The following is a 24,931-nucleotide window of genomic DNA, read 5'->3' as shown; positions in this document are numbered from 1 at the left end:
CATGAAAAAAACGAAACCTAAAACGGCTCCGTATGAATCCAGTTATCATAGCACATTCATTCTATCTGTCTATCTCACATTTTTCAACTGATGAGCGTGAAAAAATCTAACAAATATGGTTCGAAAAATGTAAAATAAATAGAAAAAGGGGTAATAATATGGAAATGGTATTAGCATTCTTAGGTTTTCTTGCATGTCTCATTTCGCTTAGCTACGGATTGTATCACCTCGCCAGATATGTTTTAAAAAAAGAAAAACGTTTCTCTAAAAAACTTTTTTGGCCGCTTTTGATAGGGGGCCTGGTGCTGCTCTTCACCGGGGCAGGCTTGTCAGAACCTGATGCTGCCGCAGCAAATGCTGAGAAAAAATATTCAGCGCTAAACGCCGAATATAAAAGTCTCACAAAAGAGCATGAGGAACTTGAGAAAGAATATAAATCTGTCAGCTCTGAAGCAAAGAGATTAAAGGACAATACAGATGATCAAGACAAGCTTGAGAAGCTTGAAAAAGAAAATCGCGAACTAAAAAAGACTCAGAAATCATTAAAAACTGAGTTGAAAGAGCTTCAAGAAAATCAAAAGCAGCTCAAAGAAGATACAAAAACGGTAAAGGCTGAAAATGAAACACTCCGACAAGATAAAACAAAGCTTGAAAAGCAATTAAAAGAGGCAAATAGCCAAACTGCCAGTTCTCATGAAGACGCTGGAGGTTCTTCAAGCAATACGAATAAAAGTGATGAAACCAAGACAGCTGACAAAGCAGAAGGCTGTCATATCAAAGGAAGCAAAAACGGCATCTACCACACGCCAGGCAGTACATACTATGACCGGACAACCGATCCGGCGGAAATGTTTTGCTCAGTTGAAGAGGCTAAAGCCGCCGGTTACCGGGCGCCAAAACGATAAACAAAAAGCTCCAGAATGTCTGGAGCTTTTTCTGTTTCACAACGACGATTTAATGACCTTCTTATAATAAAGAACTGACAGAAAACCAAAAATGGAATAGAGCGCAGTATATAATACCATCACCATAATCATAGGCGTCCACACCTCTGATCCAAATAAGAACCAGCCGGATTGGACGGCAAAGTAACTGTGGAAGAGGCCGACAACCAGCGGAATGCCGAAGTTGTACATTTGTTTAATGCGTATCCCCTTTATCAGGTCGCCTTGCGTAAAGCCGAGTTTTCTTAAAATTGTATAGCTCGGTTTTTCATCTTCACTTTCTCCCATTTGTTTAAAATAAAGGATACATCCTGATGTGATCAGGAACGTTAACCCTAAGAAGCCAACGATGAACATCACGATACCAAACAGTGATTTTTGCGCAATGCTTGTATCCAGTCTTGATAAATGCTCGTTTTTCTTGTTTACCTGTTGAAAAAGTTCATTCGCTTTTTCCATTTGATCTTTATGTTTCACATTGATGCCAATAAATCTAGATTGCGCCAGCTGAATGCGGGGGTCTTTATCCTTATCCAGCTGTTGAAACAGGCTGTCATCCACAATGACGGCAGGCATGCCCCCGCTTGTAAACGTGTAGGACACAAGAAACTCTTCTCTTAATCCTTTATATTTTAATGGTTCCGTCTCATGCTTGCTTTTCACTTTAATAACACCAGAGTCCTTGAAAACCATTATTTTTTTCAGCAAGTCGGTGTATCCTGAGAAAACGGCTTCTCCAGACGCCACATCGACTCCTTTTACATCTTTGTCGCTAACAACAGCAAGCTGCATGTTGCTAGGATCACCCTGCATCTCTTTCGGAGTTCCATCCATGATATTTGCAATGTCAACATTTGCTTGCAGGACAGGGGTGACTTTTTTTACAAACGAGATGTTGCTTTCACTCAAACTGTTTTCAAATAACTTGGCATCTTTCTCGTTCATGAATGAAAAATCAGCCGCTACATTTTGTTCAGCGGTCTTTTCTGACGAGTAATACGAGATGTAAGCAAGAGATAACAGCCCGATCGCGAGCGCTGAAACGGTTGTAATAATCGTCAGCAGCAAAGCGTTCGATTTCATTCTGAACATGATCGATGACAGTGACAGGACCTCAGAAATATTTAAGTAGCCGCCCTTGCTTTTTCGAATGATGTTCGAGATAAATGTAACCGAACCTTTATAAAACAAAAACGTCCCGATAATGACGCTCCCCAGAATAAAGCTCATCGCACCAAACAGTTCATTAATGCTCTTGAATTTTCCGCCAAACAGCTCAGAAGACACATAGTATCCTGTCAAAATCAGCACGATGCCTAAAGCGCCGATTATCATTTGGAAAAATGATATTTTCTTCACTTTGTCTTCAGTGGAGGACGTTACTTTAAACAAAGATAAAATACTCTGTTTTTTGATAAACGTATAATTCATGATCATAATCAAAAGGTAAATGCCGCAGAACACAATGACCGTTTGGACCAAGGCCTGCTCAGAAAAATGCAGCTTCGCATCCGCTTTGACATCGACAATTTTGAACAGAATCATCAAGACCAGCTTCGATATCGAAAACCCGGCCGCGACCCCGATCGCTAATGAACCGAAATACAGCATGACATTTTCTGCGCTTAAGATGCGAAAAATTTTATGCTTTGTCATTCCAATTAATTGAAACAGCCCGATTTCTTTGCTCCGTCTCTTAATAAAAATCGTATTGGCATATAAAATGAAGATCGCCACTACAGCCACAAGCAAAATCGAAGCGGTTTTAATAGCCGCGGCTCCCTTGATTGAACCCTTCACTTCGTTAATTGCTGGATCATACTGCAGCGTGACAAAGGCGAAATAAAGCGCCACACTAAAGATGAGCGCAAACACATACAAATAGTAATTCCGGAGATTCTTTTTCAAATTTCGCAGGATGAGCTGATTAATGTTCATGCTGCACCCCGCCTAACACGCCTTGCGTTTTCATAATATCCTGGAAAAACGTTTGCCTGTCCTGGCCCCCTTTATTCAGCTGTGTATACATTTGCCCGTCCTTAATAAAAATGACTCTGCCGCAGTAGCTGGCCGCGACAGGATCATGGGTGACCATAATAATCGTGGCGTGGCGTTTTTGGTTGAGCTGACTCAGCTTGTTTAATAAATCGGAGGCCGATTTCGAATCGAGCGCACCCGTCGGTTCATCAGCAAAAATAATACTCGGGTCATGAATAAACGCTCTTCCGGCGGATGTTCTCTGCTTCTGGCCGCCGGAAATTTCATTCGGGTACTTATCCCTTAATTCATATATTCCCAGTTCCTTTGCAACTTCCTCAAACTTACGATTGGCTTCCTTTTTTGACAGTTTCGTGATTGATAATGGCAGAAGGATATTTTCTTTCACTGTCAATGTGTCTAACAAATTGTAATCCTGAAAGATAAAGCCTAAATGCTGTTTTCTGAATTCAGCCAGCTGCTTTTCCTTCATAGCCGTCATGTCATTTCCATTAATATGAATGGTTCCGTGACTGACCTGATCGATTGAGGACAGTACATTAAGCAAAGTGGTTTTTCCCGACCCGGAAGCACCCATAATACTGACGAATTCGCCCTTTTCAATGTGAAGATCGATGCCCTTCAGCACTTCCTGTTTATTCAGCTTGTTTCCATAACTTTTTCGAATTTTATTCGCTTCTAAAATCATCATTTATGCAGTCTCCTTTATATTGGATAATCTCATTATAAAAAGGAATGCCGGGCTTTTCCTTCGATACGGCGAACAAAAAAGAAAAGCATGTGACATTTTCGTCACACGCTTATGACCCGTTCAAATTGATTCCGTTTCGGAAAGGTTAATGTAAAAACTGTCCCCGCACCGAGCTCCGACTCAACATCAACATGAATCAATAACGGCGCCGCTGCTTTTTTCACCAAGTACAGCCCCATGCCAGTGGACGCTTGATTATGGTGATCTGTTGTGGATGTAAACCCTTTATCAAAAATACGCGGTACATCCTTTGGGTCAATGCCCCTGCCACAGTCTTTCACTTGGAGCTGCGTCTGTTCCCCTTTTTGAAAGCTTTTGATCTCAATTTCAGAGGCTTCGCTATATTTCACCGCATTTGTCAGCAGCTGCCTGATGATAAACGCCAGCCATTTTGCATCACTCAGCACTTCTTCAGCCTCAAGCTGTATGTCAAAACCGACCCCTTTTTGGATACACCACGATTGTAAATCTTTGATTTCCTTGAAAATCAAAGGCTGAAGCTGAATAAATTCTACAGACAGATCGTTTTCAATAAATGAAATGCGTTTTTGATGAAGCTGTTGATCAAGAAGCAGGTGAATACGCAGCCATTCATATGACAGCTGGGATTTCAAAGCTTTTTCTTCCATTCTGTCAATGATTAAATGCATTGCTGTTAATGGGGTTTTGACCTCATGAATCCATGCCATCAGTTCATCTTTTTCATTTTCCAATGCTAAGCGATGCTGTGTTGCAGTCTGCTTCAAGTGTTTCGTTTGCCCGGTAATGCTTCTGTCAACGATTGCTTCAAATGGCGTTTCCGGTTCATTTATGGCAGTCACATCGAGATTGTTTTCCCATGTTTTCAGGCTTTTATAAAACGCGGTTTCTTTCCGATAGCGGAACCAAAGGAATATAACAAAAAACAAGATGCACAAATACTCCATATAAAGCACATTTCCAAATGATATGAAAGGATCAACAAAAGCTACGACCAGCATTAAAGCCTGCTGAAACAAAAACGCTGCAATCCAGCTTCGTCTTTCAGTTAGGAATGCTTTAATCATAGAACTGATCCTCTTCCTTCGCGATGTAGCCCTGGCCCACCTTTGTCTCGATATATACGCCAAGCTGTAGGGCGTCCAGTTTTTTTCGCAGGCGATTGACATTGACGGTCAGCGTATTATCACTTACAAAACGCTCATCGTTCCACAAGCTTCTGATCAGCTCTTCCCGGCTGACGATCTTGTTTTTTTGCTCTATTAATTGTTTAAGAATGAACATTTCATTTTTGGTCAGCTCAACAGATCCTTTGTCATTGCTGACGAGATTCTGCTCCGCGTCTACAGCAGCGCCGCACCACGTTTTAATCGCGCCCGGCTCCGTATTATAATGGTGCACACGCCGGAACATCGCTTGGATTTTCGCGATCAGCACATCAAAATGAAACGGCTTTTGAATAAAGTCATCGGCCCCGAGCTGCATGGACATCACCATATCTGCAGGATGATCCCTGGAGGATAAAAAGAGAATCGGAACATTTGACCGGGAGCGGATCAGCCGGCACCAATGAAAGCCGTCAAATTTAGGCAGCTGTACATCAATAATGACACAATCAGGATTAACCGCCGCAAATTCCTGCAGCACCTGACTGAAATCCTGAATGCCGTATACATCATAGGACCATCCCGTTAAACGATCCTTGATTTCCTGAAACAGCGATTCATCATCTTCAATCAGCAAAAGTTTAAACAATCGACTCACCGCACTTTTTCCTTTTTTATCAAGTGTATAGCAAAACGCCATCATGCGCTATAGAGAAAGCCGGCTGTCTCAGCCGGCTCGTTTGCATTATAATTCTCTTCTCAACGCTGTCAGCACGTTGGTTTTGGTTGCTTTTCTAGCCGGATTCATTCCGGAAATGACTGCGACCCCTCCGCAAATCACAACGGCAATGATCACAAGGCTCGCCGGGATGTAGGAGAATGTGTAATTCAAATCGCCCGCATCGCTTCCGCTTGTCGCTGCGAGAATCATCGGAACGGCCAGGTTGACAAGGTAGCTCACGCCGTAGGAAATGATAATTCCAATCACACAGCCTAAAATCCCGATATATGCGCTTTCCATCAGGAACATTCGGCGAATGATAGACGGACTCGCCCCAATTGCTTTCATAATGCCAATCTCCTGCGTTCTCTCTGTCACCGCCATCGTCATCGTATTAAAAATGCCGATCGCTGAAATAATAACTGCGATACATCCGACAAAGATCAGTCCGATTTTGAAGACCATGAAGAAGGTGTTGGCTCCCTCAAGTTCGGTAGTCACTGATGTGACATAGTATCCGTCATCTGTTAGATCCTTTGTCAGCTGTTCCACGTTCTCAAATTTATCAGCAAAAACGCCAATGTTAGTTTCAACGTTCCCGCCTTTAAAATCTAAGAATTCCGAAAAATCCTTTTTGAATTGATCACTGATGAAAATGTTTGAGTCCTCCATCCAGTCTTGAGATGGTTTTTTTGTAATACCGACAATTTTAAAGTCATATGTTTTTGTTTTTGTAACATCGCCTGTTTTAGGATCTGTCTTCGATACACTTAGTTCAATCGTCTTGTTCAGAATGTCTTTCGTATAGCCTTTTGGTTCTTTTATATCTTCTGGATTGCCTTTTGCCTCTTCGATTTTTTTGTTATATTCTTCCGATTCTTTTTTCGTCAATAATCTCTTTGCGAAGTCGTATCCTACTACGATTTCATTTTCCGACTTTGCGACTCTTCCCTTTTCCAATTCCATATTGGCCTTTAATTCATCATTCATATTAGTAAAAATGAGATTTGAGCTTTCATTTGTGCGATTGCCTAAAGTAGCTTTGTTTGGTTCATATACTTGCGTTCTTTCGACAACTGACCTTACGTGATCGTACTTCTCTAAATCAGCTTTTTTAATAGGCTTGTTTCCTTCCTTGCCCATTACACTGACTTTCGTTACAATCTGCTGGCTCATTGTCATATCTGTAATTGTCTTTTGAATCCCAAATCCAACCGACGACAGCACAACCAAAAACGCACACGCCATTGTGGTCGCAAGTATCGTCATAAAGACGCGAAGCCTGTTTTTCTTCATATTTCTTCTGATAAAATGAACCTGATCCTTAAACCTCAACGGTAATTCCCCCTTTTAGCACACCATCATGGAGCTGAAATTTTGAATGTCCGATAGAAGCGACTTCATCATCGTGAGTAATGATCACAAATGTAATGCCACGCTCGCGATTCAGCTGCTGGATCAATTCCAGCACTTCATGTTCCGTTTCCGAATCAAGGCTTCCCGTCGGCTCATCCGCTAAGATAATCGAAGGATTTAAAATCAACGCTCGAGCAATACTGACACGCTGCTGCTGGCCGCCTGACAGTTCATTCGGATAATGAGCGGCGTGATTTTCCAGACCGACGCGTTTCAGCATGTCCTGCACCTTTTGCTTCCGCTCAGAGGGCTTGATTCCTTTTAATGCCAACGGCATTTCAACATTCTCATACGTCGTTAAACCCGGGATGAGCTGAAAGCTTTGGAAAATAAACCCGAAATGGTCAAGTCGAAATTGCGCCCATTCCTTTTCATTAAACCCCGTAACATCAGTGCCATTAATGACAATCCGCCCTTTTGTCAGCGATATGTAGCCGGAAATCAAATTCAGAAGCGTTGATTTCCCTGATCCGCTTCGCCCGACAATACAGGCGATTTCCCCTTTCGCCACACGTAATGAAACATCCTTCAATACTGGAACTTCATTCTCACGGCCCTTTTTTCCGATCGTGAAAGAATGGTCGATATGCTGAACATCTATCATATGTTCTCTCTCCCTTACAAAAGTTTTGTTTTTTTATAAATCGCAAAATAACTAATCAAGAAACCGATTACCGCGCCGGCAGCCATGCCAATGAGATAGCCTGTAAAGCTCTCGCTGGCGGAAAATCCAAAGTACCCAAAGCCCATGATTCCTATGATAATAACGATGATCTGCACCGGACGGTCAAGCGGCTTCCACAAGAAGAAGTACCCGTTTCTTTCATTAGATAGTTTGACAAAACAAATATAGCCGATGATGTAGAAGATGATAGTCATGATAGCCGGAATCACTAAATAATATGGTGAATTCTCAGCCCATTTCGCGTCTACATAGATTATCGGAATGAAATACTGCACCCATTTGGGTACTGGACCATGGATAAAATCTATTGATCCGCCAAAAAGGATCTCAAGGTTGATCGCAGGCAGGCTGATGAGCAAAAATGGCGAAATGGCCACGGTAAATGAGACCAAAAGCTGGGCAAAAATATTGCCTGTCAGAGCTCCACCCGCCATAACAAGCGAATAAGCCAGCATGCTGACAATGATCATCCCAAGGCTGTAATTGTGAAAATAAACGGCCTGATCTGGCTTCAAAAGCATGATCAGCAAAACAGACAAAATATAACCTATGAGCTGCGGCACCACAATGACCATTCCGCCGGTAAGGAACTTCGCATGAAATATCTGCCCTCGTGTATATGGAAGGCTTAATGTAAAATCAAAGAAGCTCTTGCTACGTTCAATCCCAAGCTGGCTGACCGCTAAAACGACTCCCCAAATCCAAAAAAATGAGATAAATGTGCCGTTTAAATAATCAACACTGAATACGCAGGGGCCGACCCAATTTTCTTTTGAGGTGACACAGCCTTGATAGATGAGATACATATTTATAATTGATAAGGGATTACCCAATATAAAAACCAAAATACTGATGATTAAGGCGACTTTATTTTGCTTCCACTCTTTATAAAACAGTCCGGAATCCGGCAACTCACTTCCCTCCAAACCTAAGGCATTTCTTACAATTTTGTTTTCTTAAATATAGAGAAGTAGCTCACAAAGAATCCAACTACAGCTCCAATAATCATCCCAAAAATATAGCCAATAATGGAATGTCCGGCAGAATATCCAAACAAACCAAATCCAAGAATGCCAAAAATGATAACCAAAATTTGTACCGGACGGTCTAATCTCTTCCAAAGGAAAAAGTATCCGTTTCGCTCACTTGGATGCTTTTTAAAGCTTATATAGCCAATCAAGTAAAACAGAATGCTCATGGCAGCCGGAATGAATAAAATATATTTACTGTTGGTAAGCCAGTCATTCGAAACATAAACAAGGGGAAATAAATACATGAGAGCATTTTCCAATCCATAATAAGATTCCATCGAAGAGAAAATCTCATATATATGAAAATCAAAAACAATTTCCAAATTGGTAAGCGGCAATGCAAGGATTAAATACGGCAATACCCCGGCAGAAAGTGCAGTTAATAGCTGGGAAAAAGCATTTCCAGTTAACGCTCCGGCGGCCATTACCAGTGAGTAAGCCATAAAGCTAATCACGATTACTCCAACACTGCTGTGCTCAAAAAAGTAGACGTGTTCAGGGTTATAGACAAGAATCAGCAGCCACGCAAATAAAAAGCCAATTAATTGTGAAACCACAATCACAAAACCGCCTAACCAAAATTTCGTCTGAAAAATTTGGCTTCTGTTATATGGAAGGCTTAAAATAAAATCCATCGTGCCTTTTGAACGTTCCATTCCCAGGAGACAGACCGCCAATATGACACCCGGCATCCAGTTGATATCCATCAGATTACTTTTATAATTCACAATAAAATTACAATATTGCGTGTATTGGTGATCAAGACATCCTTGATAAGACAAATACGTATTCACAATAGAGAGCGGATTTGCCAGCACTAAAAACACAATACTCAGCAAAATCACCACTTGATTCTGCTTCCACTCTCGATAGAGGAGACCTCGGTCTACCATCTCCGCTTCCCTCCAAACTTCGCAATGAACACTTCTTCCAAGTTGACAGGAAGCTCGTTCCACACTTTTGGCTTCAGCTCTCTCAAAAAGCTCTTTTTCTCCTCATCGCTTTTCGGGATCAGCACCGTGTAAAACACACCGGCCTGATCGAGCATCGGAATGTTTTTCTCTCTGATGGCCAAATTGACATCTGTATCAAACGCCATTTGAATTTTGATGTATTCTTCTTTTAATTCATCAAGATCCATTACATTTGTCAGCCTGTTATCTTCGAGAAAACCAATTCGGTTGCACATCCGCTCTATGTCCTCAAGCCGGTGGGAAGTGATCAGGATGCTCGTATCACGCTCTGCCACTTCATCGACCATCAGCTGCAGCACATCATGCCTTGTCACCGCGTCTATTCCGTCCGTCGGCTCATCCAGAAGAATTAGCGCCGGTCTCGCCGCAAACGACAGAACGAGCGATAGCTGTTTTTTTAAGCCCGTCGACAGTTCGCGATATTTTTTCGTTTCCGGAATTTCGTATCTGTTCATCAGCTCATTCGCGTACGTGACATCAAATTTCGGATAGATTCTTCTCAAAATATCGACTAACTGCTTGTATGTATACTTATCGTAAAACGGATTTTGAACAGGCATGTAGATGATATTTTGTTTGACCTTCGGATGCTTTTTGATTTCTACGCCGTCAAATAAAATTGTCCCGCTGTCTGCGAAAATGATTTGCTGGATTAAGCGGAGCATCGTCGTTTTTCCTGATCCATTGCGTCCAAGCAATCCGAAGATTTCTCCTTTTTCGATTGTTAATGAAACATCTTTTAACACTTGATTGCCGTCAATCGTTTTTGACAGCTGCCGCAGTTCAATCATTTTTCTTTGCCTCCCTTCACATCAGCGCTGATTTCCTTTATCCATTCTTGCAGTTTTTCCAGCTCAACCCCTGCATAGTGTGCATCGATGATGAGCTGTTTGAGTTGCTCTTTAATCATCGTCATCTTCCCTTCAACCAGTGTCGTTTTTGCATTCTCCGATATATAGGTTCCTCTGCCCCGCAGCGTTTCAATAATCCCCTCTCGTTCAAGCTCTTTGTACGCTTTGCTGACAGTGTTCGGATTCGCAATAATGATCGTCGCCAATTCTCTGACAGAAGGAAGCTTATCACCAGGCTTCATGATCCCTTTCAAACAAAGCTCTTTCATTTGCTGAATAATTTGTTCGTAAATGGGTGTTGAGCTTCTTGGATCGATTTGAATCATTTACTTCCCTACTTTCTATACGATCTGAACCTTTTACAGATAAAAATGGTCAATGATACTTTTTTGCCATTCAAAACCGATCATCACGAGAACAAGAAAAAAAGAACAAGCGATCACAGATGCCGCAATCAGCATCGGCACGTTACGTTTGTTTCGTTTTTTATGTTTCATAACTGCCTCCCTTAATTTCAATATATAAATGGTGTTATATCAGTGTCTATAGTGTATTACTTCAATTAGTACACTTAATACAATAAATACTTTGGCACTTAAAGTCAATCCTTTTTTTACAAAAAAACGGACCCTTATGAAAAGGGTCCGTTTCCTACACATCAAGAGGGTGCTGCAGGATCATATTATTTTGCAAAGCCTGAAGCTGAAGCCTCATTCTGTACAGCTGTTCTCTCTGCTGATCATTTGACGACAGCCATAGCTTATTCAAGGCATTTACCGCATCTTCAAGCTGCATTTGCGCATCACTATATTCTTGATCATTATAATGCTCTTGTTTAGAAGCGATTTTCAGCTGTTCTTCAGCATAATCATACGCCTGCATACATTGCTGGAGATGTTCATCTACTGATTGTCTTGTTGCCACAGTAACCCCTCCTCTTGGTAATGGAAGTCATCCATCATTCTTATTGTAGCCTCATCTGACTTTGTTCAATAAAGTAATTTATGGTCGATATTCATTTGTTCTCTTGTGAAATGCGTGCTACAATTTTAGGATGCAATCGTACGCAAGGAGGCACATGAATTGTAATGCAGAACAATCCTTTTCCTTATTCAAATACGGAAAAACGCTATCATACATTGAATTATCATCTTAGAGATCATTTCGGCCATAAGGTGTTTAAAGTGGCGCTTGACGGCGGCTTTGACTGTCCAAACCGAGACGGCACCGTTGCCCACGGAGGCTGTACTTTTTGCAGCGCAGCAGGCTCCGGTGATTTCGCCGGGAACCGGGCCGATGATTTAATAACGCAATTCCATGACATCAAAAACCGCATGCACGAAAAATGGAAGGACGGCAAATACATCGCTTATTTTCAGGCTTTCACAAACACTCACGCCCCGGTTGAGGTGCTTCGTGAGAAATTCGAATCTGTCCTCGCCTTAGATGATGTGGTCGGCATTTCGATCGCCACACGCCCGGACTGTCTGCCTGATGATGTCGTGGACTACTTGGCAGAGCTGAATGAACGCACGTATTTGTGGGTGGAGCTTGGGCTTCAAACGGTTCATGAACGGACTGCACTTCTGATCAACCGCGCACATGATTTTAACTGCTATGTGGAAGGCGTCAATAAATTAAGAAAACACGGCATACGTGTCTGCTCACATATTATCAACGGACTGCCTTTGGAAGACCGGGACATGATGATGGAAACGGCAAAGGCCGTCGCAGATTTGGACGTCCAAGGCATTAAAATCCATCTGCTTCACCTACTGAAAGGCACGCCGATGGTCAAGCAATATGAAAAGGGAAAGCTGGAATTCCTTTCTCAAGATGATTATGTGCAGCTCGTCTGCGATCAGCTTGAGATCATTCCGCCGGAAATGATCGTCCACCGCATTACAGGTGATGGACCGATTGAGTTGATGATCGGGCCAATGTGGAGCGTCAACAAATGGGAAGTGCTTGGCGCCATTAATAAAGAACTGGAAAATCGAGGCAGCTATCAAGGAAAGTTCTTTCAGCGGCTTGAGGAGGAATCAGCGCTATGATATTGAAGAAAATTCTTCCTTACAGCAAAGAACTGCTGAAAATGGCCGCGGGAGAAGGAGATATCGTTGTAGATGCAACGATGGGCAACGGACATGATACACAGTTTTTAGCGGAGCTTGTCGGTCAAAACGGCCACGTGTACGCTTTTGACATTCAAGAATCAGCCGTGGCCAATACACAGGAACGGCTCGGTGAGACTTATCAAGCGCGAACAACATTATTTCACAAAAGCCATGACAAAATCGCTGAATCCCTTCCGCCTGAAACACATGGCAAAGTGGCGGCCGCGGTATTTAACCTCGGTTATTTGCCGGGCGGGGACAAATCAATTACAACAAACGGCAGTTCAACGATCAAAGCAATTGAACAGCTTCTCAGCATCATGAAAGACGAAGGCCTGATCGTTCTCGTCGTCTATCACGGCCACCCGGAAGGCAAAGCGGAAAAAAATGATGTGCTTGAGTTTTGCCGGGACTTGGACCAGCAAACAGCCCGTGTATTAACATACGGATTTATCAATCAGCAAAATGACCCGCCATTTATTGTCGCCATCGAAAAAAAAGCTCAGATCAGCAAATGATTTGAGCTTTTTTCTTTGAGTTTTTCATCCAGGACATTTTTTGAAATTTCCGGTAGGCTCTGCCGTTGATATAAAAGAAAAAGGAAGTTTTTCCGCTGGCTTTGATCAGCTTCCTTGCGAGCCGGCCCATTTCCTTTTGGCCTGCCACTTTATCATCCGACAAATAAACGCCAAGCAAGCCTCGATTGATTAAACGATGGAAGTTTTCATGCGGAATGCCTTGTAAATGCTCGTCGGCTTTATGGATAAAGTGTTCAAGCCGATTCATCATCTCTTCATGAGACTGATAATACGAGCAGAAATTCAAGTCTCCTTCCAGCAAGTCCTCCTCTTGATCAATCAAATAATCAAGCAGAATATGAAGACCCTGTATGTAAGGAAAATAACTGTCGCGGATTTTTTTAGCGGTGCTTTCTGTGAAATCAGGCTGGAACGAATACGCAACTAGACAGAAAATGCCTAATGTTGAACCTGCACAGGCTGAAAATTCATACCACTCCATCTCAGGGAGTTCTGATTCATATTGAGTAAACCACTTTTCAAGCCGCGGAACACGTTCATGCTCAATGACATGCTTATGCACCTGCAAATCGCAATAATAGCCGCACAGTTCAAGCAGATAAGGTTTAATCATGTCATAGTGCTCAATGGAGCCGAGAACACGCTGGCACGTTTTAACCAGTTCATGCAAATATCCGCTGTCATCCTGTTCTTCTCTGAATTGATAATAGTTTTGCAGTTCAGCCCCCACTGTCAGTGCGTCCTGCATTGAGGCATGGAGCATCCGAAAGTCCTGCGGGTCAAGTGAGGTGCTGCGGTCACACAGATTGTCCAAATAATCACTAATCGTTTGATACGCGATGATAAACTCGACACATTTCTGTTTTTGGCTGCCTGACAATAAAGCCAGTATTCCGCCGCCTTCACAGTGAAACGTTTTGTCTCGAATACTTGCGGTTGCCTGCGCTTTTAACTCACTGTTATGAATCGATTCTGATTTTTGCTTCCATATGTCCAGCTCTTGATGAACGAGCGGAAAAATATCTCGATATACCTTTGCCATCAATCCAAAAGGATGTTCCGGTACTGTCAACACATGCACCCCCAACTAGTTCAAATATATTGATCAGTAAACGCTCTTGCTGCTTTAAAGACATCTTCTCTTTCGGGTTCATTAAAGATCTCATGATAAAGCCCTTCCCACTCTCTGTACGCTTTATTATGAGAAGCAACGCCATTAAACCATTTGATGACCATCGTTTTATCAACAAGCTTGTCATCACCGGCCTGCATCACAAGAAGCGGCACTTTCAAAAAAGCATCTGTCGGCACCATCGCTGACTCAATTGTCTTTAAAAGCTCTCTGTACCATCTGACAGAAACTTTCCTGACGTATAACGAATCATTTTGGTCAGCCTCGATGACGTCCTCATTGCGCGTCGCCATATCAATTGATAATCCCGAATCAACCTTAAGCGACGGAGCGATAACATTCAGGCCTCTTGATGCAAGGTCAAGCGCTTTATTGACTTTAATTTGCAGTCCGAGACACGGTGATGATAAAATAATTCCCGTAATGCGGGGATTTCTTTGTTGTTTAAACCATTCAATCGCGACCAGACCGCCCATGCTGTGACCTAAAAGAAAAACCGGCAGATCAAAGGTTCGCGCTTTATCTATCCAAGCATCTACTTCATCAATGTATTCTTGAAAAGAGCGAATATGCCCTCTTGCCCTTGTCGTTGTTCCCTGTCCAGGCAAATCGCCCATGACAACGTGATAACCCGAAGATCGCCACATTTCAATCAGCCATTTATATCGTCCATGATATTCACTTGCCCCGTGAATGATTACAACCACTGCAACAGGTCTGTCTGCTTTCCAGGTCCACATGCTCTTCACCTCATACGAAATTTAAATAGAGAAAGAAGGATGAATCTTATGATCTACCCTTATAAGGAACACATGCCAGATATCCACCCAACAGCCTTTATAGCTGACAATGCAACAATTACCGGTGATGTTGTGATCGGAGAACAGTCCAGCGTTTGGTTTTCTGTTGTCATAAGGGGAGATGTTGCGCCGACCAGAATCGGAAACAGAGTCAATATCCAAGATTTGAGCTGCCTCCACCAAAGCCCGAACAAGACGCTGCTCATTGAAGATGACGCCACGATAGGCCATCAGGTTACACTTCACAGCGCTGTCATCCGCAAGAACGCCTTAATCGGCATGGGCTCAATCATTTTAGACGGAGCCGAAATTGGCGAAGGCGCCTTTATTGGTGCCGGCAGTCTGGTCCCGCCCGGAAAAATTATTCCGCCTGGCCATCTCGCCTTCGGCCGCCCTGCAAAAGTCATCCGCCCTTTGACGGAAGAAGATCGAAAAGATATGCAAAGAATACGGTCAGAATATGTAGAAAAGGGCCAATATTATAAATCACTTCAACAAACATAAGACCTGCTTCGTCTTACTTTACCATTTTTCAAATTATTTTTGAAAGCAATAACCATCGTTAACCCGGACGTCATGACGGTTCGGGTTTCAATTTTTCCATAAAACGTTCACATGTCGCATTAAACATATAAACGTATGACTTTTATCTTATCACAAAACTGTAAACAGCCTCTGCAAAAACACATACCTATTCTTTCCTGTTCTCTATTTTCTATGAGCACACAAAAAGAGCTCACTGGGAGCTCTTTTTGTCAGCTGATATTTCGTTCACTGTCATTAGCCGCATTTTTTTTATGAAAACCTTTTCCATAGTACACGGCAAGCAAGATGAGAAACCATATCGGCCCGATAATCACGGCTACTCTTGTATCAGGGCTGTAAGCCATAAGAATGACGACGAATGCTAGAAACGCCAATGACACATAAGACGTAAACGGAAAGAAAGGCATTTTATACTTTAAGTGTTTCTTTTCTTCGGGCTTCAAACTTTTCCTGTATTTGATTTGAGAAAGCAAAATGATTGCCCACGTCCAAATCGCTCCGAACGTCGCAATACTTGTAACCCAAGTAAATACCTTCGCAGGGACAACGTAGTTTAACAGCACTCCGACTAATAAAGCGCCCGCTGAAGCCAGAACAGCTTTACCCGGGATGCCGCCTTTCGTCAGCTGACCGTATGCTTGTGGCGCCTCTTTCTGTTCCGCCAAGTTAAACAGCATCCGCCCTGTGCTGAAAATACCGCTGTTGCATGAAGACAGCGCGGCCGTCAACACGACAAAGTTAATGATGCCTGCGGCTGATGGAATGCCCACTTTTTGAAATGTGAGAACAAATGGGCTTCCCTGGGAGCCAATTTCCTGCCACGGATAAATAGACATAATGACAAATAAAGCGCCTACATAAAAAATCAAAATCCGCCAAAATACTGTATCGATTGCTTTGGCTAATGATTTTTGCGGGTTTTTCACTTCGCCAGCCGTCACCCCGATCATTTCAATCCCTAAATAGGCGAACATCACCATTTGAAGTGACAATAAAACCCCTTTTATTCCATGAGGGAAAAATCCTCCGTTATTCCATAAATTGCTGATTCCGGTTGCAATGCCCCCATTGCCGACTCCTGCAATAATCATCAATAAACCGACAGCAATCATAGATAGGATCGCGACAATTTTAATCAATGCGAACCAAAATTCCAGCTCGCCGTAAGCTTTGACAGCCAGGAAATTAACACCCGTCATAATGATCAGCGCCGATAATGCCCAAATCCAGTTTGGCACATCAGGAAACCAGAACCCCATATAGATGCCGACAGCAGTAATTTCAGCCATACAGGTGACAACCCATAAAAACCAGTAGTTCCACCCTGTTAAATAGCCTGCAAGCGGTCCCAAATAATCACGCGCATACCTGCTGAAGGAACCGGCAACCGGTTTTTGAATGGCCATTTCCCCAAGCGCTCTCATAATAAAAAACATGACCAGGCCGCTTGCGGCATATGCTACCAAAATACCTGGCCCTGCTAACTGAATAGCTGATGCGGAGCCGAGGAACAACCCCACTCCTATGGCAGCTCCTAAAGACATTAAAGAAATATGCCTTTCTTCGAGTCCGCGGTGCAGCTCTTGTTTTTGTTTTTGCATGCTTTCTTCTCCCCTAGAAAAAAATATCATTAAATCATTTTTCTGAATATTGCGTGTGGATTGGGTAAATCAATGATGATGGAGAAATAAAAGGATAATAACAAGGCTTTCGATTAATCGAAAGCCTTGTTGTCTGTTACACAAAGATGACTTCTTTAGGCTGATGGCTCAGCTCTTCAGGCATATACCGTTTTTCAATATTAATGCTGTGCCAAATCATAAAGATCAGTACAGTCCAGATTTTACGGCTGTTATCAGCCTTGTCCGCACAATGGTCTTCAAGAAGCTGAAGGACATAATCCTTATGGATATATGCATCCGTTTGGCTTTCTTGAATAATATTTCGCACCCATTCGTTCATTTCGTTTTTCAACCAATGACGGATCGGTACAGGGAAACCAAGCTTTTTGCGGTTTAATACGTGCTCAGGCACAATTCCTTCAGCGGCTTTGCGAAGAAGATACTTCGTCGTGCCGTTTTTCGTTTTCAGTTCATCAGGAATTTTTGAAGCGACGTCAAATACGACTTTATCTAAGAACGGCACACGCAGTTCCAAAGAATTTGCCATCGTCATTTTATCCGCTTTTAACAAAATGTCGCCGCGCATCCAAGTGTGGATATCGACATACTGCATTTTGTTGATATCGCTGTACGAGCTGCTTTCTGTAAAGTAAGTCTTCGTCACATCGCGATATGAAAGGTTCGGATTATAATGCTTCAACAGCTGCTTTTTGACAGACTCTTCAAAGATTTTCGCGTTACCGATATAACGATCCTGAAGCGGAGTACAGCCGCGCTCAAGCAGGCTCTTTCCTCTCATCCCTTCAGGCATAACGGCAGCAACGTGTAGAAGCATTTTTTTCAGGCCGGACGGAATGCGTTCAAATGGTTTGAGCGAAAGCGGTTCACGGTAAATGTTATATCCACCAAAGAGCTCATCCGCTCCTTCACCTGATAAAGCAACCGTTACATGTTTTTTCGCTTCTTTTGCAACAAAGTACAACGGAATCGCTGCCGGATCAGCAAGCGGGTCATCAAAATGCCATACGATCTTCGGAAGCTCATTCATGTATTCCTCAGGCGAAATGACTTTGCTGATATTTTCAATGCCCAGCGCCGCTGCAGTTTCTTTCGCTACATCGACTTCACTGAAGCCCTGCTGTTCAAAGCCGACTGAGAATGTTTTTAAGCTTGGATGAAATTCCTTCGCAACAGACACAATAAAGGAAGAATCAATTCCGCCAGACAGGAATGAACCGACAGGAACGTCACTTCTCATATGAACGTTTACAGAGTCATAGATCGCGTCTCTGACTTCTTTCACAAGCTTGTCTTCTTCAGTCTGAACCGGCTTGAAGTTCGCTTTGAAATACGTTTTGAATGTGATATCGCCGTCCGGGCGGATTGTGAACTGTGAACCCGGCTCTACTTTTTTCACATGGGCATCAAGCGTGTTTGGTTCAGGAACAAATTGGAAAGACATGTACTGCTGCAATGCCTCTTTGTCTATTTCAATATCATTCTGAGCAACCATTAAACTTTTTCTCTCTGAGGCAAAATAAACCTGATCATTGATCGTTGTGTAGTACAACGGTTTAATGCCGAATGGATCTCTTGCTCCATAAAGCACATGATCGTTTTTATTCCAAATCAGAAAGGCAAACATACCGCGCAATTTGGACGCCGCTTCTTCTTTATAATGACGGTAAGTCGCAAGAAGAACCTCTGTGTCCGAATCCGTGTTGAATGTGTACCCCTTTGCTTCAAGCTCTTCTCTCAGTTCAATATAGTTATAGATTTCCCCGTTAAAGATAATCCAATATGTTTCATCTTCATATGATAAAGGCTGTCCGCCATTTTCTACATCAATAATGCTGAGACGTCTGAATCCGAATCCGACGTGCTCATCATGGAAATATCCATCACTGTCAGGACCGCGGTGAACGATCATTTGGTTCATTTGTTTGATTAGTTCTTCTTGATCAGCGGTTTGAGCTAACGGATGCTTGTTAAAAACCCCGACAAATCCACACATAGTATTGCCTCCATAATTAAAATTGTCATCATTGAACCCCTATTTATAGACGCTGTGAATAGTATTTGGTTTCACAGTTATGTAAAAAAATAAACATGGATACAACGATAAAAAAGGAAAGCCGCTTAACCAGTAAGCGGCTATAAAATTATTCTCCTAACGCTTCTTTACGCAGCTGCTCCGCTTTGTCTGTACGCTCCCATGGAAGGTCAACATCGTGACGTCCAAAGTGGCCGTACGCAGCAGTTTGTTTGTAGATCGGACGGCGTAAATCAAGCATTTTGATAATGCCGGCAGGTCGTAAATCAAAGTTATTGCGGACAACTTCAATCAGTTTTTCCTCAGAAGCTTTTCCGGAACCGAATGTGTTGATTGAGATTGACACAGGCTGTGCAACACCAATCGCGTAAGCAAGCTGCACTTCGCAAGAATCAGCAAGCTCAGCCGCAACGATGTTTTTCGCAACGTATCTTGCTGCATAAGCCGCAGAACGGTCTACCTTCGTCGCATCCTTTCCTGAGAACGCGCCTCCGCCGTGGCGTGCATAGCCGCCGTACGTATCAACGATGATTTTGCGTCCTGTAAGTCCCGCATCCCCTTGAGGGCCTCCGATTACGAAACGTCCTGTTGGGTTGATGAAATATTTTGTTTCTTCATCAATCAATTCTTTAGGAACAACCGGATTGATGACATGTTCTTTAATGTTGCGCTGAATTTGCTCAAGTGTAATTTCAGGGTGATGCTGAGTTGAAATAACAATCGCGTCAATGCGGACAGGCTTGTTATTTTCATCGTACTCAACCGTTACCTGTGTTTTGCCGTCAGGGCGAAGGTACGGAAGAATATCTTCTTTACGGACTTCACTTAGGCGGCGGGCTAATTTATGAGCAAGTGAAATTGGAAGAGGCATAAGCTCTTTCGTTTCGTTGCACGCATAACCGAACATTAAACCTTGGTCACCAGCACCGATCGCTTCAATTTCTTCTTCGCTCATTGTGCCTTCACGGGCTTCAAGCGCTTGGTCTACACCCATTGCGATATCAGCAGACTGCTCATCAATTGATGTTAAAACCGCACAAGTTTCCGCATCAAATCCGTATTTCGCACGTGTGTATCCGATTTCTTTAATGGTTTGGCGAACTGTTTTCGGAATGTCAACATACGTAGATGTTGTGATCTCTCCGCTGACAAGAACCAAACCAGTTGTCACAGATGTTTCACAAGCAACACGCGCGTTAGGGTCTTTCTTTAAAATTTCATCTAAAATGCTGTCAGAAATCTGGTCACAGATTTTATCTGGATGCCCCTCCGTAACAGATTCTGATGTAAATAAACGACGATTTTTACTCATGATTTGCTTCCTCCTGCACAAGGTCTCCCGATAGACCTTGCATATATGATACGGAACTCGCTCCCTCTTATACAATGTAACGTTATATTAGAGAATGTTAATTGGCATATTTATGAAATAAAAAAACCTTTTCCATCGAGGAAAGGGTTTGGTCTTTGTGCCTTTCACTCTTATCGCTCAAGGAATCATACAACCTTGCAACAGGTTAGCACCTTGGTTGTCTCACTCAGTTCAACATAATAAATAACAGAGAAACCGGTTGCTGGGCTTCATAGGGCCTGTCCCTCCGCCAGCTCGGGATAAGAGTATCCGCTCAATGAAATATCTTATCGTAAAAGGGTTTGCAATGTCAATATGATTCAGAAGAAATAGGCACCTATATTGAGGGAAAACAATGGAAATGCACACACAAAAAATGATAAATAGTATAGACTATTTGAAAATATATGTTATACTAATTCACAATTAGCAAAACACAAAAAACGATAAAGGAAGGTTTCATATGAACTCAGTTGATTTGACCGCTGATTTACAAGCCTTATTAACAAGTCCAAATGTGCGTCATAATTTATCAGCAGCACAGCTAACAGAAAAAGTACTCTCCCGAAACGAAGGCATTTTAACATCCACGGGTGCTGTTCGCGCGACAACAGGCGATTACACAGGACGTTCACCTAAAGATAAATTCATCGTGGAGGAAGAAAGCACGAAAAATAAGATCGATTGGGGCCCGGTGAATCAGCCGATTTCAGAAGAAGCGTTTGATCGGCTTTATACGAAAGTTGTCAGCTACCTGAAACAGCGAGATGAGCTGTTTGTTTTCGAAGGATTTGCGGGAGCAGACGAGAAATACAGGCTGCCGATCACTGTCGTAAATGAGTTCGCATGGCACAATTTATTTGCGCGGCAGCTGTTCATCCGTCCGGAAGGCAATGATAAGAAAACAGTTGAGCAGCCGTTCACCATTCTTTCTGCTCCGCATTTCAAAGCGGACCCAAAAACAGACGGCACTCATTCCGAAACGTTTATTATTGTCTCTTTCGAAAAACGGACGATTTTAATCGGAGGAACAGAGTATGCCGGAGAAATGAAGAAGTCTATTTTCTCCATTATGAATTTCCTGCTGCCTGAAAGAGACATTTTATCCATGCACTGCTCCGCCAATGTCGGTGAAAAAGGTGATGTCGCCCTTTTCTTCGGACTGTCAGGAACAGGAAAGACCACTCTTTCAGCCGATGCTGATCGCAAGCTGATCGGTGACGATGAACATGGCTGGTCTGATACAGGCGTCTTTAATATCGAAGGCGGATGCTACGCTAAGTGCATTCACTTAAGCGAGGAGAAGGAACCTCAGATCTTTAACGCAATTCGTTTCGGATCAGTTCTCGAGAATGTCGTTGTTGATGAAGACACACGTGAAGCCAATTATGATGATTCCTTCTATACTGAAAACACGCGGGCAGCTTACCCGATCCATATGATTGATAACATCGTGACTCCAAGCATGGCAGGCCATCCGTCTGCAATTGTATTTTTGACGGCTGATGCCTTCGGAGTCCTGCCGCCGATCAGCAAACTGACGAAGGAACAGGCGATGTACCATTTCTTGAGCGGTTACACGAGCAAGCTTGCCGGAACTGAACGAGGTGTGACGTCACCTGAAACGACGTTCTCCACTTGCTTCGGCTCACCGTTCCTGCCGCTTCCTGCTCACGTCTATGCTGAAATGCTCGGCAAAAAGATCGATGAACACGGCGCAGACGTTTTCTTGGTCAATACCGGCTGGACCGGGGGCGGCTATGGCACTGGCGAACGAATGAAGCTTTCTTACACAAGAGCAATGGTCAAAGCAGCGATTGAAGGTAAATTAGAGGATGCAGAAATCATAACTGACGATATTTTTGGCCTGCACATCCCGGCTCATGTTCCTGGCGTTCCTGATCACATCCTTCAGCCTGAAAACACGTGGGCCAACAAGGAAGAATACAGAGAAAAGGCATTCTACCTTGCAAATGAATTCAAAGAGAATTTTAAAAAGTTCGCACATACAGATGCCATTGCACAGGCAGGCGGCCCTCTCGTTTAAAAAGCAAAAGCCAAGAGCAATTAGCTCTTGGCTTGTTTTAATTGACAGAATGCAAAGAAGTCAGCTTGTACGTAATGAGCGTCCGGCCGTCTTCCCATTGAAGCTTCTGCACTTCAGCTGTGCCCGACTTTTCGCCAAGCTTTGTTTTGCGCACATCCATCGGAATCTCCATCGGATATACACGGTATCCGTCCTTCTCTAACGTGAATATATTTTCATCTATGCGAACTTCTTTTCCTTTTGTCACAATCAGTGTATTAAATTCAACAGGCATTCCCAAAGTGAGATCCCCTTTCGTTCTCTTTTTTCTTTATCATACCATATTTCATTGTCAGCGGTTTTTCATCCATTGTGTAAGCTGCCGAACGATACGCCGGTTTTCTTTTGGCGGGAAATAATGTGTGAATGTACTGTAATACCACGTCTCAACCGGCTTATGCAATTGTTTTAGCCTCTCTTCAAATAAATAGGAATGCTGAATCGAAACATTTTGGTCTTTTTCTCCATGGATTAACAGCACGGGAGCCTGAATTTTGTTTACTTGATCAAACGGTGTTCGCCACTGATATTCCTCAGGCACCTTTTTCGGTGTTCCGCCGATGACTCTTTTCATCATTCGCCGCAAATCCTGCCGCTCCTCGTATGTAAGGATCATATCACTGACGCCTCCCCAGGAAACAAATGAAGCCGCATGCCTTCCCATTTCGATTGCCGTGAGCATTCCCATAATCCCGCCGCGGGAAAACCCGAAGATATGAATTCTGTCCTTCTTGACATTTGGGTGCTGCTGAAGAAGGCGAAAAGCAGAAAATGCATCCTCCCTGTCTTCTCCGGCAAAATCCTCATTGCCTTCTCCTCCTTGATTTCCTCTGTAAAAAGGAGCAAACACCACAAACCCTTGGGATGCAAACTGGATAATCCGGCCCGGCCGCACCATGCCCACGCTTTTAATCCCGCCGCGCAAATATAAAAATCCGTCATATTGTCCCGGTTCCGCCGGCTCAGCCAGAAGCCCCTTTACCCGTAACCCATTTGACAGATAGCAGACCGTATACAAACGCACATGCTGGCTTGGCGACGGAAATCTTCTTTTCTCTACAATCAAAACAGCCGCCTCCTTTTTTCTATATGCTTTCCTTACTCCAAAATTACATCCGGTGAAACTGATTAGGCATTCACACATTTTTATACCCATCATACGATATGTAAAGCAAAAAAGGATATTAACTTGATGCTAAATAAGGAGGTTGTCTATGTGAACAAATGGTTAAGGCTGGGCTTCGCCTGTGTCGGCAGTATCTTTCTGATGATCGCCCTGGCAGCTTGCAAGCAGGAAGAAACGCTGACCAAAGTTAAAGTGGCTGAAGTGACCCATTCTATTTTTTACGCACCTTTATATGTTGCGGAGTCAAAAGGATTTTTTAAGGAAGAAGGGCTTGATGTCGATGTGAATACAACCTGGGGCGGAGACAAAACGATGACATCGCTTCTTTCAAACGGCTCCGACATCGCGCTTGTCGGATCAGAAACATCTATTTATGTCGAGGCGCAAGGGGCTAAGGACCCCGTTATTAACTTCGCCCAGCTGACTCAGACAGACGGGACGTTCCTTGTCGCGAGAGAAGATGTTGAACACTTCAACTGGGATCAGCTGAACGGAAAAACGTTTCTCGGCCAGCGAAAAGGCGGCATGCCTCAAATGGTCGGCGAGTATGTGCTGAACAAACATAAGATTGACCCGCATAAAGATATAGACCTCATCCAGAACATAGATTTCGCCAATATTGCCAATGCGTTTGCTTCTGGAACCGGTGAGTATGTACAGCTTTTTGAACCGCAGGCTTCTCTCTTTGAGAAAAAAGGCATCGGCCATATCGTGGCTTCATTCGGAGAAGAATCAGGCGACGTTCCTTACACGACCTTTATGGCGAAACAAAGCTACCTGAAGAAAAATGAAGACACAGCCGTCAAGTTTACAAAAGCCATTTACAAGGCGCAGCAGTGGGTTGAAAATCATTCTGCGAAGGACATCACAGATGCCATTAAAGATGAATTTGATGATACCGACCCAGACGTCATCGAAACATCCATTGAACGCTATAAAAAGCAGCATTCATATTCGCCAGATCCTCTGCTTAACGAAAAAGAATGGGAGCTGCTCCAAGACATTATGGATCAAGCGGGAGAACTGCCGAAGCACATTCCATACAATCAGCTTGTAAATAAAGAAATTGCTGAAAAAGTCACCTCGGAGAAATAGGAGGCGCC

25 protein-coding genes and 1 riboswitch are annotated in these 24,931 nt (G+C 43.1%); of the genes, 6 read left to right on the top strand and 19 right to left on the bottom strand.

Going from position 1 to position 24,931, the window contains the following annotated elements; translation table 11 throughout:
* Positions 1–158 precede the first annotated feature (158 nt).
* Complete coding sequence (locus NZD81_RS00420; RefSeq protein WP_282373157.1) at positions 159–905, top strand: LMBR1 domain-containing protein; 747 nt, start codon at positions 159–161, stop codon at positions 903–905.
* Positions 906–941: 36 nt separating this feature from the next.
* Here NZD81_RS00420 and bceB read toward each other — a convergent pair whose 3' ends face one another.
* The 12 genes from bceB to NZD81_RS00360 all read right to left on the bottom strand — a co-directional run bounded on the left by bceB (position 942) and on the right by NZD81_RS00360 (position 11,380).
* On the bottom strand, positions 942–2,882 hold the full coding sequence (bceB, locus tag NZD81_RS00415; protein WP_147772395.1) for a bacitracin ABC transporter permease BceB: 1,941 nt from the start codon (positions 2,880–2,882) through the stop codon (positions 942–944).
* Positions 2,872–3,633, bottom strand: coding sequence for a bacitracin ABC transporter ATP-binding protein BceA (bceA, locus tag NZD81_RS00410; RefSeq protein WP_014665065.1), 762 nt, complete (start codon positions 3,631–3,633; stop codon positions 2,872–2,874). Before bceA ends, bceB begins: the two co-directional genes overlap by 11 nt.
* A 101-nt stretch (positions 3,634–3,734) precedes the next feature.
* The gene (gene bceS / locus NZD81_RS00405) at positions 3,735–4,739 is read right to left on the bottom strand and encodes a two-component sensor histidine kinase BceS (RefSeq protein ID WP_282373159.1); all 1,005 of its coding nucleotides are present in this window, start codon (positions 4,737–4,739) and stop codon (positions 3,735–3,737) included.
* Positions 4,732–5,427 carry a two-component response regulator BceR gene (bceR, locus tag NZD81_RS00400; RefSeq protein ID WP_040082064.1) on the bottom strand — a complete coding sequence of 232 codons (696 nt, stop codon included), beginning with the start codon at positions 5,425–5,427 and terminating at the stop codon, positions 4,732–4,734. The genes bceS and bceR overlap by 8 nt, the downstream gene beginning before the upstream one ends.
* A gap of 96 nt (positions 5,428–5,523) precedes the next feature.
* Positions 5,524–6,834: an ABC transporter permease YtrF gene (gene ytrF / locus NZD81_RS00395; protein ID WP_040082062.1), complete on the bottom strand. Its 1,311-nt coding sequence runs from the start codon at positions 6,832–6,834 to the stop codon at positions 5,524–5,526.
* The gene (gene ytrE / locus NZD81_RS00390; RefSeq protein WP_134975911.1) at positions 6,824–7,519 is read right to left on the bottom strand and encodes an ABC transporter ATP-binding protein YtrE; all 696 of its coding nucleotides are present in this window, start codon (positions 7,517–7,519) and stop codon (positions 6,824–6,826) included. Before ytrE ends, ytrF begins: the two co-directional genes overlap by 11 nt.
* A 14-nt stretch (positions 7,520–7,533) precedes the next feature.
* Positions 7,534–8,511: an ABC transporter permease YtrD gene (ytrD, locus tag NZD81_RS00385; RefSeq protein ID WP_134975910.1), complete on the bottom strand. Its 978-nt coding sequence runs from the start codon at positions 8,509–8,511 to the stop codon at positions 7,534–7,536.
* Between the two features lie 29 nt (positions 8,512–8,540).
* Positions 8,541–9,524, bottom strand: a complete 984-nt coding sequence (gene ytrC / locus NZD81_RS00380; protein ID WP_134975909.1) for an ABC transporter permease YtrC — start codon at positions 9,522–9,524, stop codon at positions 8,541–8,543.
* Positions 9,518–10,396: an ABC transporter ATP-binding protein YtrB gene (gene ytrB / locus NZD81_RS00375; protein WP_014665071.1), complete on the bottom strand. Its 879-nt coding sequence runs from the start codon at positions 10,394–10,396 to the stop codon at positions 9,518–9,520. Before ytrB ends, ytrC begins: the two co-directional genes overlap by 7 nt.
* On the bottom strand, positions 10,393–10,782 hold the full coding sequence (gene ytrA / locus NZD81_RS00370) for a GntR family transcriptional regulator YtrA (protein ID WP_014665072.1): 390 nt from the start codon (positions 10,780–10,782) through the stop codon (positions 10,393–10,395). Before ytrA ends, ytrB begins: the two co-directional genes overlap by 4 nt.
* A 33-nt stretch (positions 10,783–10,815) precedes the next feature.
* A complete protein-coding gene (locus tag NZD81_RS00365) occupies positions 10,816–10,953 on the bottom strand; it encodes a hypothetical protein (RefSeq protein WP_003229119.1) in 138 nt (45 codons plus the stop codon).
* A gap of 154 nt (positions 10,954–11,107) precedes the next feature.
* A complete protein-coding gene (locus tag NZD81_RS00360; RefSeq protein ID WP_014665073.1) occupies positions 11,108–11,380 on the bottom strand; it encodes a YtzC family protein in 273 nt (90 codons plus the stop codon).
* Between the two features lie 164 nt (positions 11,381–11,544).
* Here NZD81_RS00360 and mnmL point away from each other — a divergent pair, with 164 nt between their 5' ends.
* Positions 11,545–12,510, top strand: a complete 966-nt coding sequence (gene mnmL, locus NZD81_RS00355) for a tRNA modification radical SAM protein MnmL/YtqA (RefSeq protein WP_069840175.1) — start codon at positions 11,545–11,547, stop codon at positions 12,508–12,510.
* Complete coding sequence (gene mnmM, locus NZD81_RS00350; protein ID WP_069840176.1) at positions 12,507–13,091, top strand: tRNA 5-(aminomethyl)-2-thiouridylate-methyltransferase MnmM; 585 nt, start codon at positions 12,507–12,509, stop codon at positions 13,089–13,091. Before mnmL ends, mnmM begins: the two co-directional genes overlap by 4 nt.
* Here mnmM and tbcS read toward each other — a convergent pair.
* Positions 13,081–14,184 (bottom strand): tetraprenyl-beta-curcumene synthase, encoded by a 1,104-nt coding sequence (gene tbcS, locus NZD81_RS00345; RefSeq protein ID WP_040082058.1) that lies wholly within the window; start codon positions 14,182–14,184, stop codon positions 13,081–13,083. The two genes, mnmM and tbcS, sit on opposite strands and share 11 nt — an antisense overlap.
* A 20-nt stretch (positions 14,185–14,204) precedes the next feature.
* Complete coding sequence (gene ytpA, locus NZD81_RS00340) at positions 14,205–14,984, bottom strand: phospholipase YtpA (RefSeq protein ID WP_014665077.1); 780 nt, start codon at positions 14,982–14,984, stop codon at positions 14,205–14,207.
* Between the two features lie 48 nt (positions 14,985–15,032).
* Between ytpA and NZD81_RS00335 the strand changes: the two genes are divergently transcribed.
* A complete protein-coding gene (locus tag NZD81_RS00335) occupies positions 15,033–15,548 on the top strand; it encodes a gamma carbonic anhydrase (protein ID WP_040082055.1) in 516 nt (171 codons plus the stop codon).
* Between the two features lie 251 nt (positions 15,549–15,799).
* Here the strand turns inward: NZD81_RS00335 and alaP are convergent, their stop codons facing one another.
* The 3 genes from alaP to metK form a co-directional block, all read right to left on the bottom strand.
* Positions 15,800–17,191 carry an alanine permease AlaP gene (alaP, locus tag NZD81_RS00330; protein ID WP_014665079.1) on the bottom strand — a complete coding sequence of 464 codons (1,392 nt, stop codon included), beginning with the start codon at positions 17,189–17,191 and terminating at the stop codon, positions 15,800–15,802.
* Positions 17,192–17,327: 136 nt separating this feature from the next.
* The gene (gene asnB, locus NZD81_RS00325; protein ID WP_014665080.1) at positions 17,328–19,226 is read right to left on the bottom strand and encodes an asparagine synthase (glutamine-hydrolyzing); all 1,899 of its coding nucleotides are present in this window, start codon (positions 19,224–19,226) and stop codon (positions 17,328–17,330) included.
* 148 nt (positions 19,227–19,374) lie between these two features.
* Entirely contained in the window at positions 19,375–20,577 is a 1,203-nt protein-coding gene (gene metK / locus NZD81_RS00320) for a methionine adenosyltransferase (protein WP_014665081.1), read from the bottom strand.
* A 167-nt stretch (positions 20,578–20,744) separates the two neighbouring features.
* Positions 20,745–20,883: riboswitch (SAM riboswitch) on the bottom strand.
* 196 nt (positions 20,884–21,079) lie between these two features.
* On the opposite strand from metK, the gene pckA reads away from it, so the two are divergent.
* On the top strand, positions 21,080–22,663 hold the full coding sequence (gene pckA / locus NZD81_RS00315) for a phosphoenolpyruvate carboxykinase (ATP) (protein WP_282373177.1): 1,584 nt from the start codon (positions 21,080–21,082) through the stop codon (positions 22,661–22,663).
* Between the two features lie 37 nt (positions 22,664–22,700).
* On the opposite strand, the gene NZD81_RS00310 is transcribed toward pckA, so the two are convergent.
* On the bottom strand, positions 22,701–22,943 hold the full coding sequence (locus NZD81_RS00310; protein ID WP_040082053.1) for a DUF2584 domain-containing protein: 243 nt from the start codon (positions 22,941–22,943) through the stop codon (positions 22,701–22,703).
* Between the two features lie 51 nt (positions 22,944–22,994).
* On the bottom strand, positions 22,995–23,768 hold the full coding sequence (locus NZD81_RS00305) for an alpha/beta hydrolase family protein (RefSeq protein ID WP_014665084.1): 774 nt from the start codon (positions 23,766–23,768) through the stop codon (positions 22,995–22,997).
* A gap of 150 nt (positions 23,769–23,918) precedes the next feature.
* Between NZD81_RS00305 and NZD81_RS00300 the strand changes: the two genes are divergently transcribed.
* Positions 23,919–24,923: an ABC transporter substrate-binding protein gene (locus tag NZD81_RS00300; RefSeq protein ID WP_040082051.1), complete on the top strand. Its 1,005-nt coding sequence runs from the start codon at positions 23,919–23,921 to the stop codon at positions 24,921–24,923.
* Positions 24,924–24,931 lie beyond the last annotated feature (8 nt).

The sequence above is a fragment of the Bacillus sp. B.PNR1 genome, from assembly GCF_030386235.1.
Classification (GTDB): domain Bacteria; phylum Bacillota; class Bacilli; order Bacillales; family Bacillaceae; genus Bacillus; species Bacillus stercoris.
This window is presented reverse-complemented; position numbering and strand designations above follow the sequence as displayed.

Coding starts and splice junctions, on each gene's coding strand:
- NZD81_RS00420 (WP_282373157.1), top strand. CDS start 159: ATGGAAATGGTATTAGCATTCTTAGGTTTTCTTGCATGTCTCATTTCG.
- bceB (WP_147772395.1), bottom strand. CDS start 2,882: ATGAACATTAATCAGCTCATCCTGCGAAATTTGAAAAAGAATCTCCGG.
- bceA (WP_014665065.1), bottom strand. CDS start 3,633: ATGATGATTTTAGAAGCGAATAAAATTCGAAAAAGTTATGGAAACAAG.
- bceS (WP_282373159.1), bottom strand. CDS start 4,739: ATGATTAAAGCATTCCTAACTGAAAGACGAAGCTGGATTGCAGCGTTT.
- ytrE (WP_134975911.1), bottom strand. CDS start 7,519: ATGATAGATGTTCAGCATATCGACCATTCTTTCACGATCGGAAAAAAG.
- ytrC (WP_134975909.1), bottom strand. CDS start 9,524: ATGGTAGACCGAGGTCTCCTCTATCGAGAGTGGAAGCAGAATCAAGTG.
- ytrB (WP_014665071.1), bottom strand. CDS start 10,396: ATGATTGAACTGCGGCAGCTGTCAAAAACGATTGACGGCAATCAAGTG.
- ytrA (WP_014665072.1), bottom strand. CDS start 10,782: ATGATTCAAATCGATCCAAGAAGCTCAACACCCATTTACGAACAAATT.
- NZD81_RS00365 (WP_003229119.1), bottom strand. CDS start 10,953: ATGAAACATAAAAAACGAAACAAACGTAACGTGCCGATGCTGATTGCG.
- mnmL (WP_069840175.1), top strand. CDS start 11,545: ATGCAGAACAATCCTTTTCCTTATTCAAATACGGAAAAACGCTATCAT.
- mnmM (WP_069840176.1), top strand. CDS start 12,507: ATGATATTGAAGAAAATTCTTCCTTACAGCAAAGAACTGCTGAAAATG.
- ytpA (WP_014665077.1), bottom strand. CDS start 14,984: ATGTGGACCTGGAAAGCAGACAGACCTGTTGCAGTGGTTGTAATCATT.
- NZD81_RS00335 (WP_040082055.1), top strand. CDS start 15,033: ATGATCTACCCTTATAAGGAACACATGCCAGATATCCACCCAACAGCC.
- alaP (WP_014665079.1), bottom strand. CDS start 17,191: ATGCAAAAACAAAAACAAGAGCTGCACCGCGGACTCGAAGAAAGGCAT.
- asnB (WP_014665080.1), bottom strand. CDS start 19,226: ATGTGTGGATTTGTCGGGGTTTTTAACAAGCATCCGTTAGCTCAAACC.
- metK (WP_014665081.1), bottom strand. CDS start 20,577: ATGAGTAAAAATCGTCGTTTATTTACATCAGAATCTGTTACGGAGGGG.
- pckA (WP_282373177.1), top strand. CDS start 21,080: ATGAACTCAGTTGATTTGACCGCTGATTTACAAGCCTTATTAACAAGT.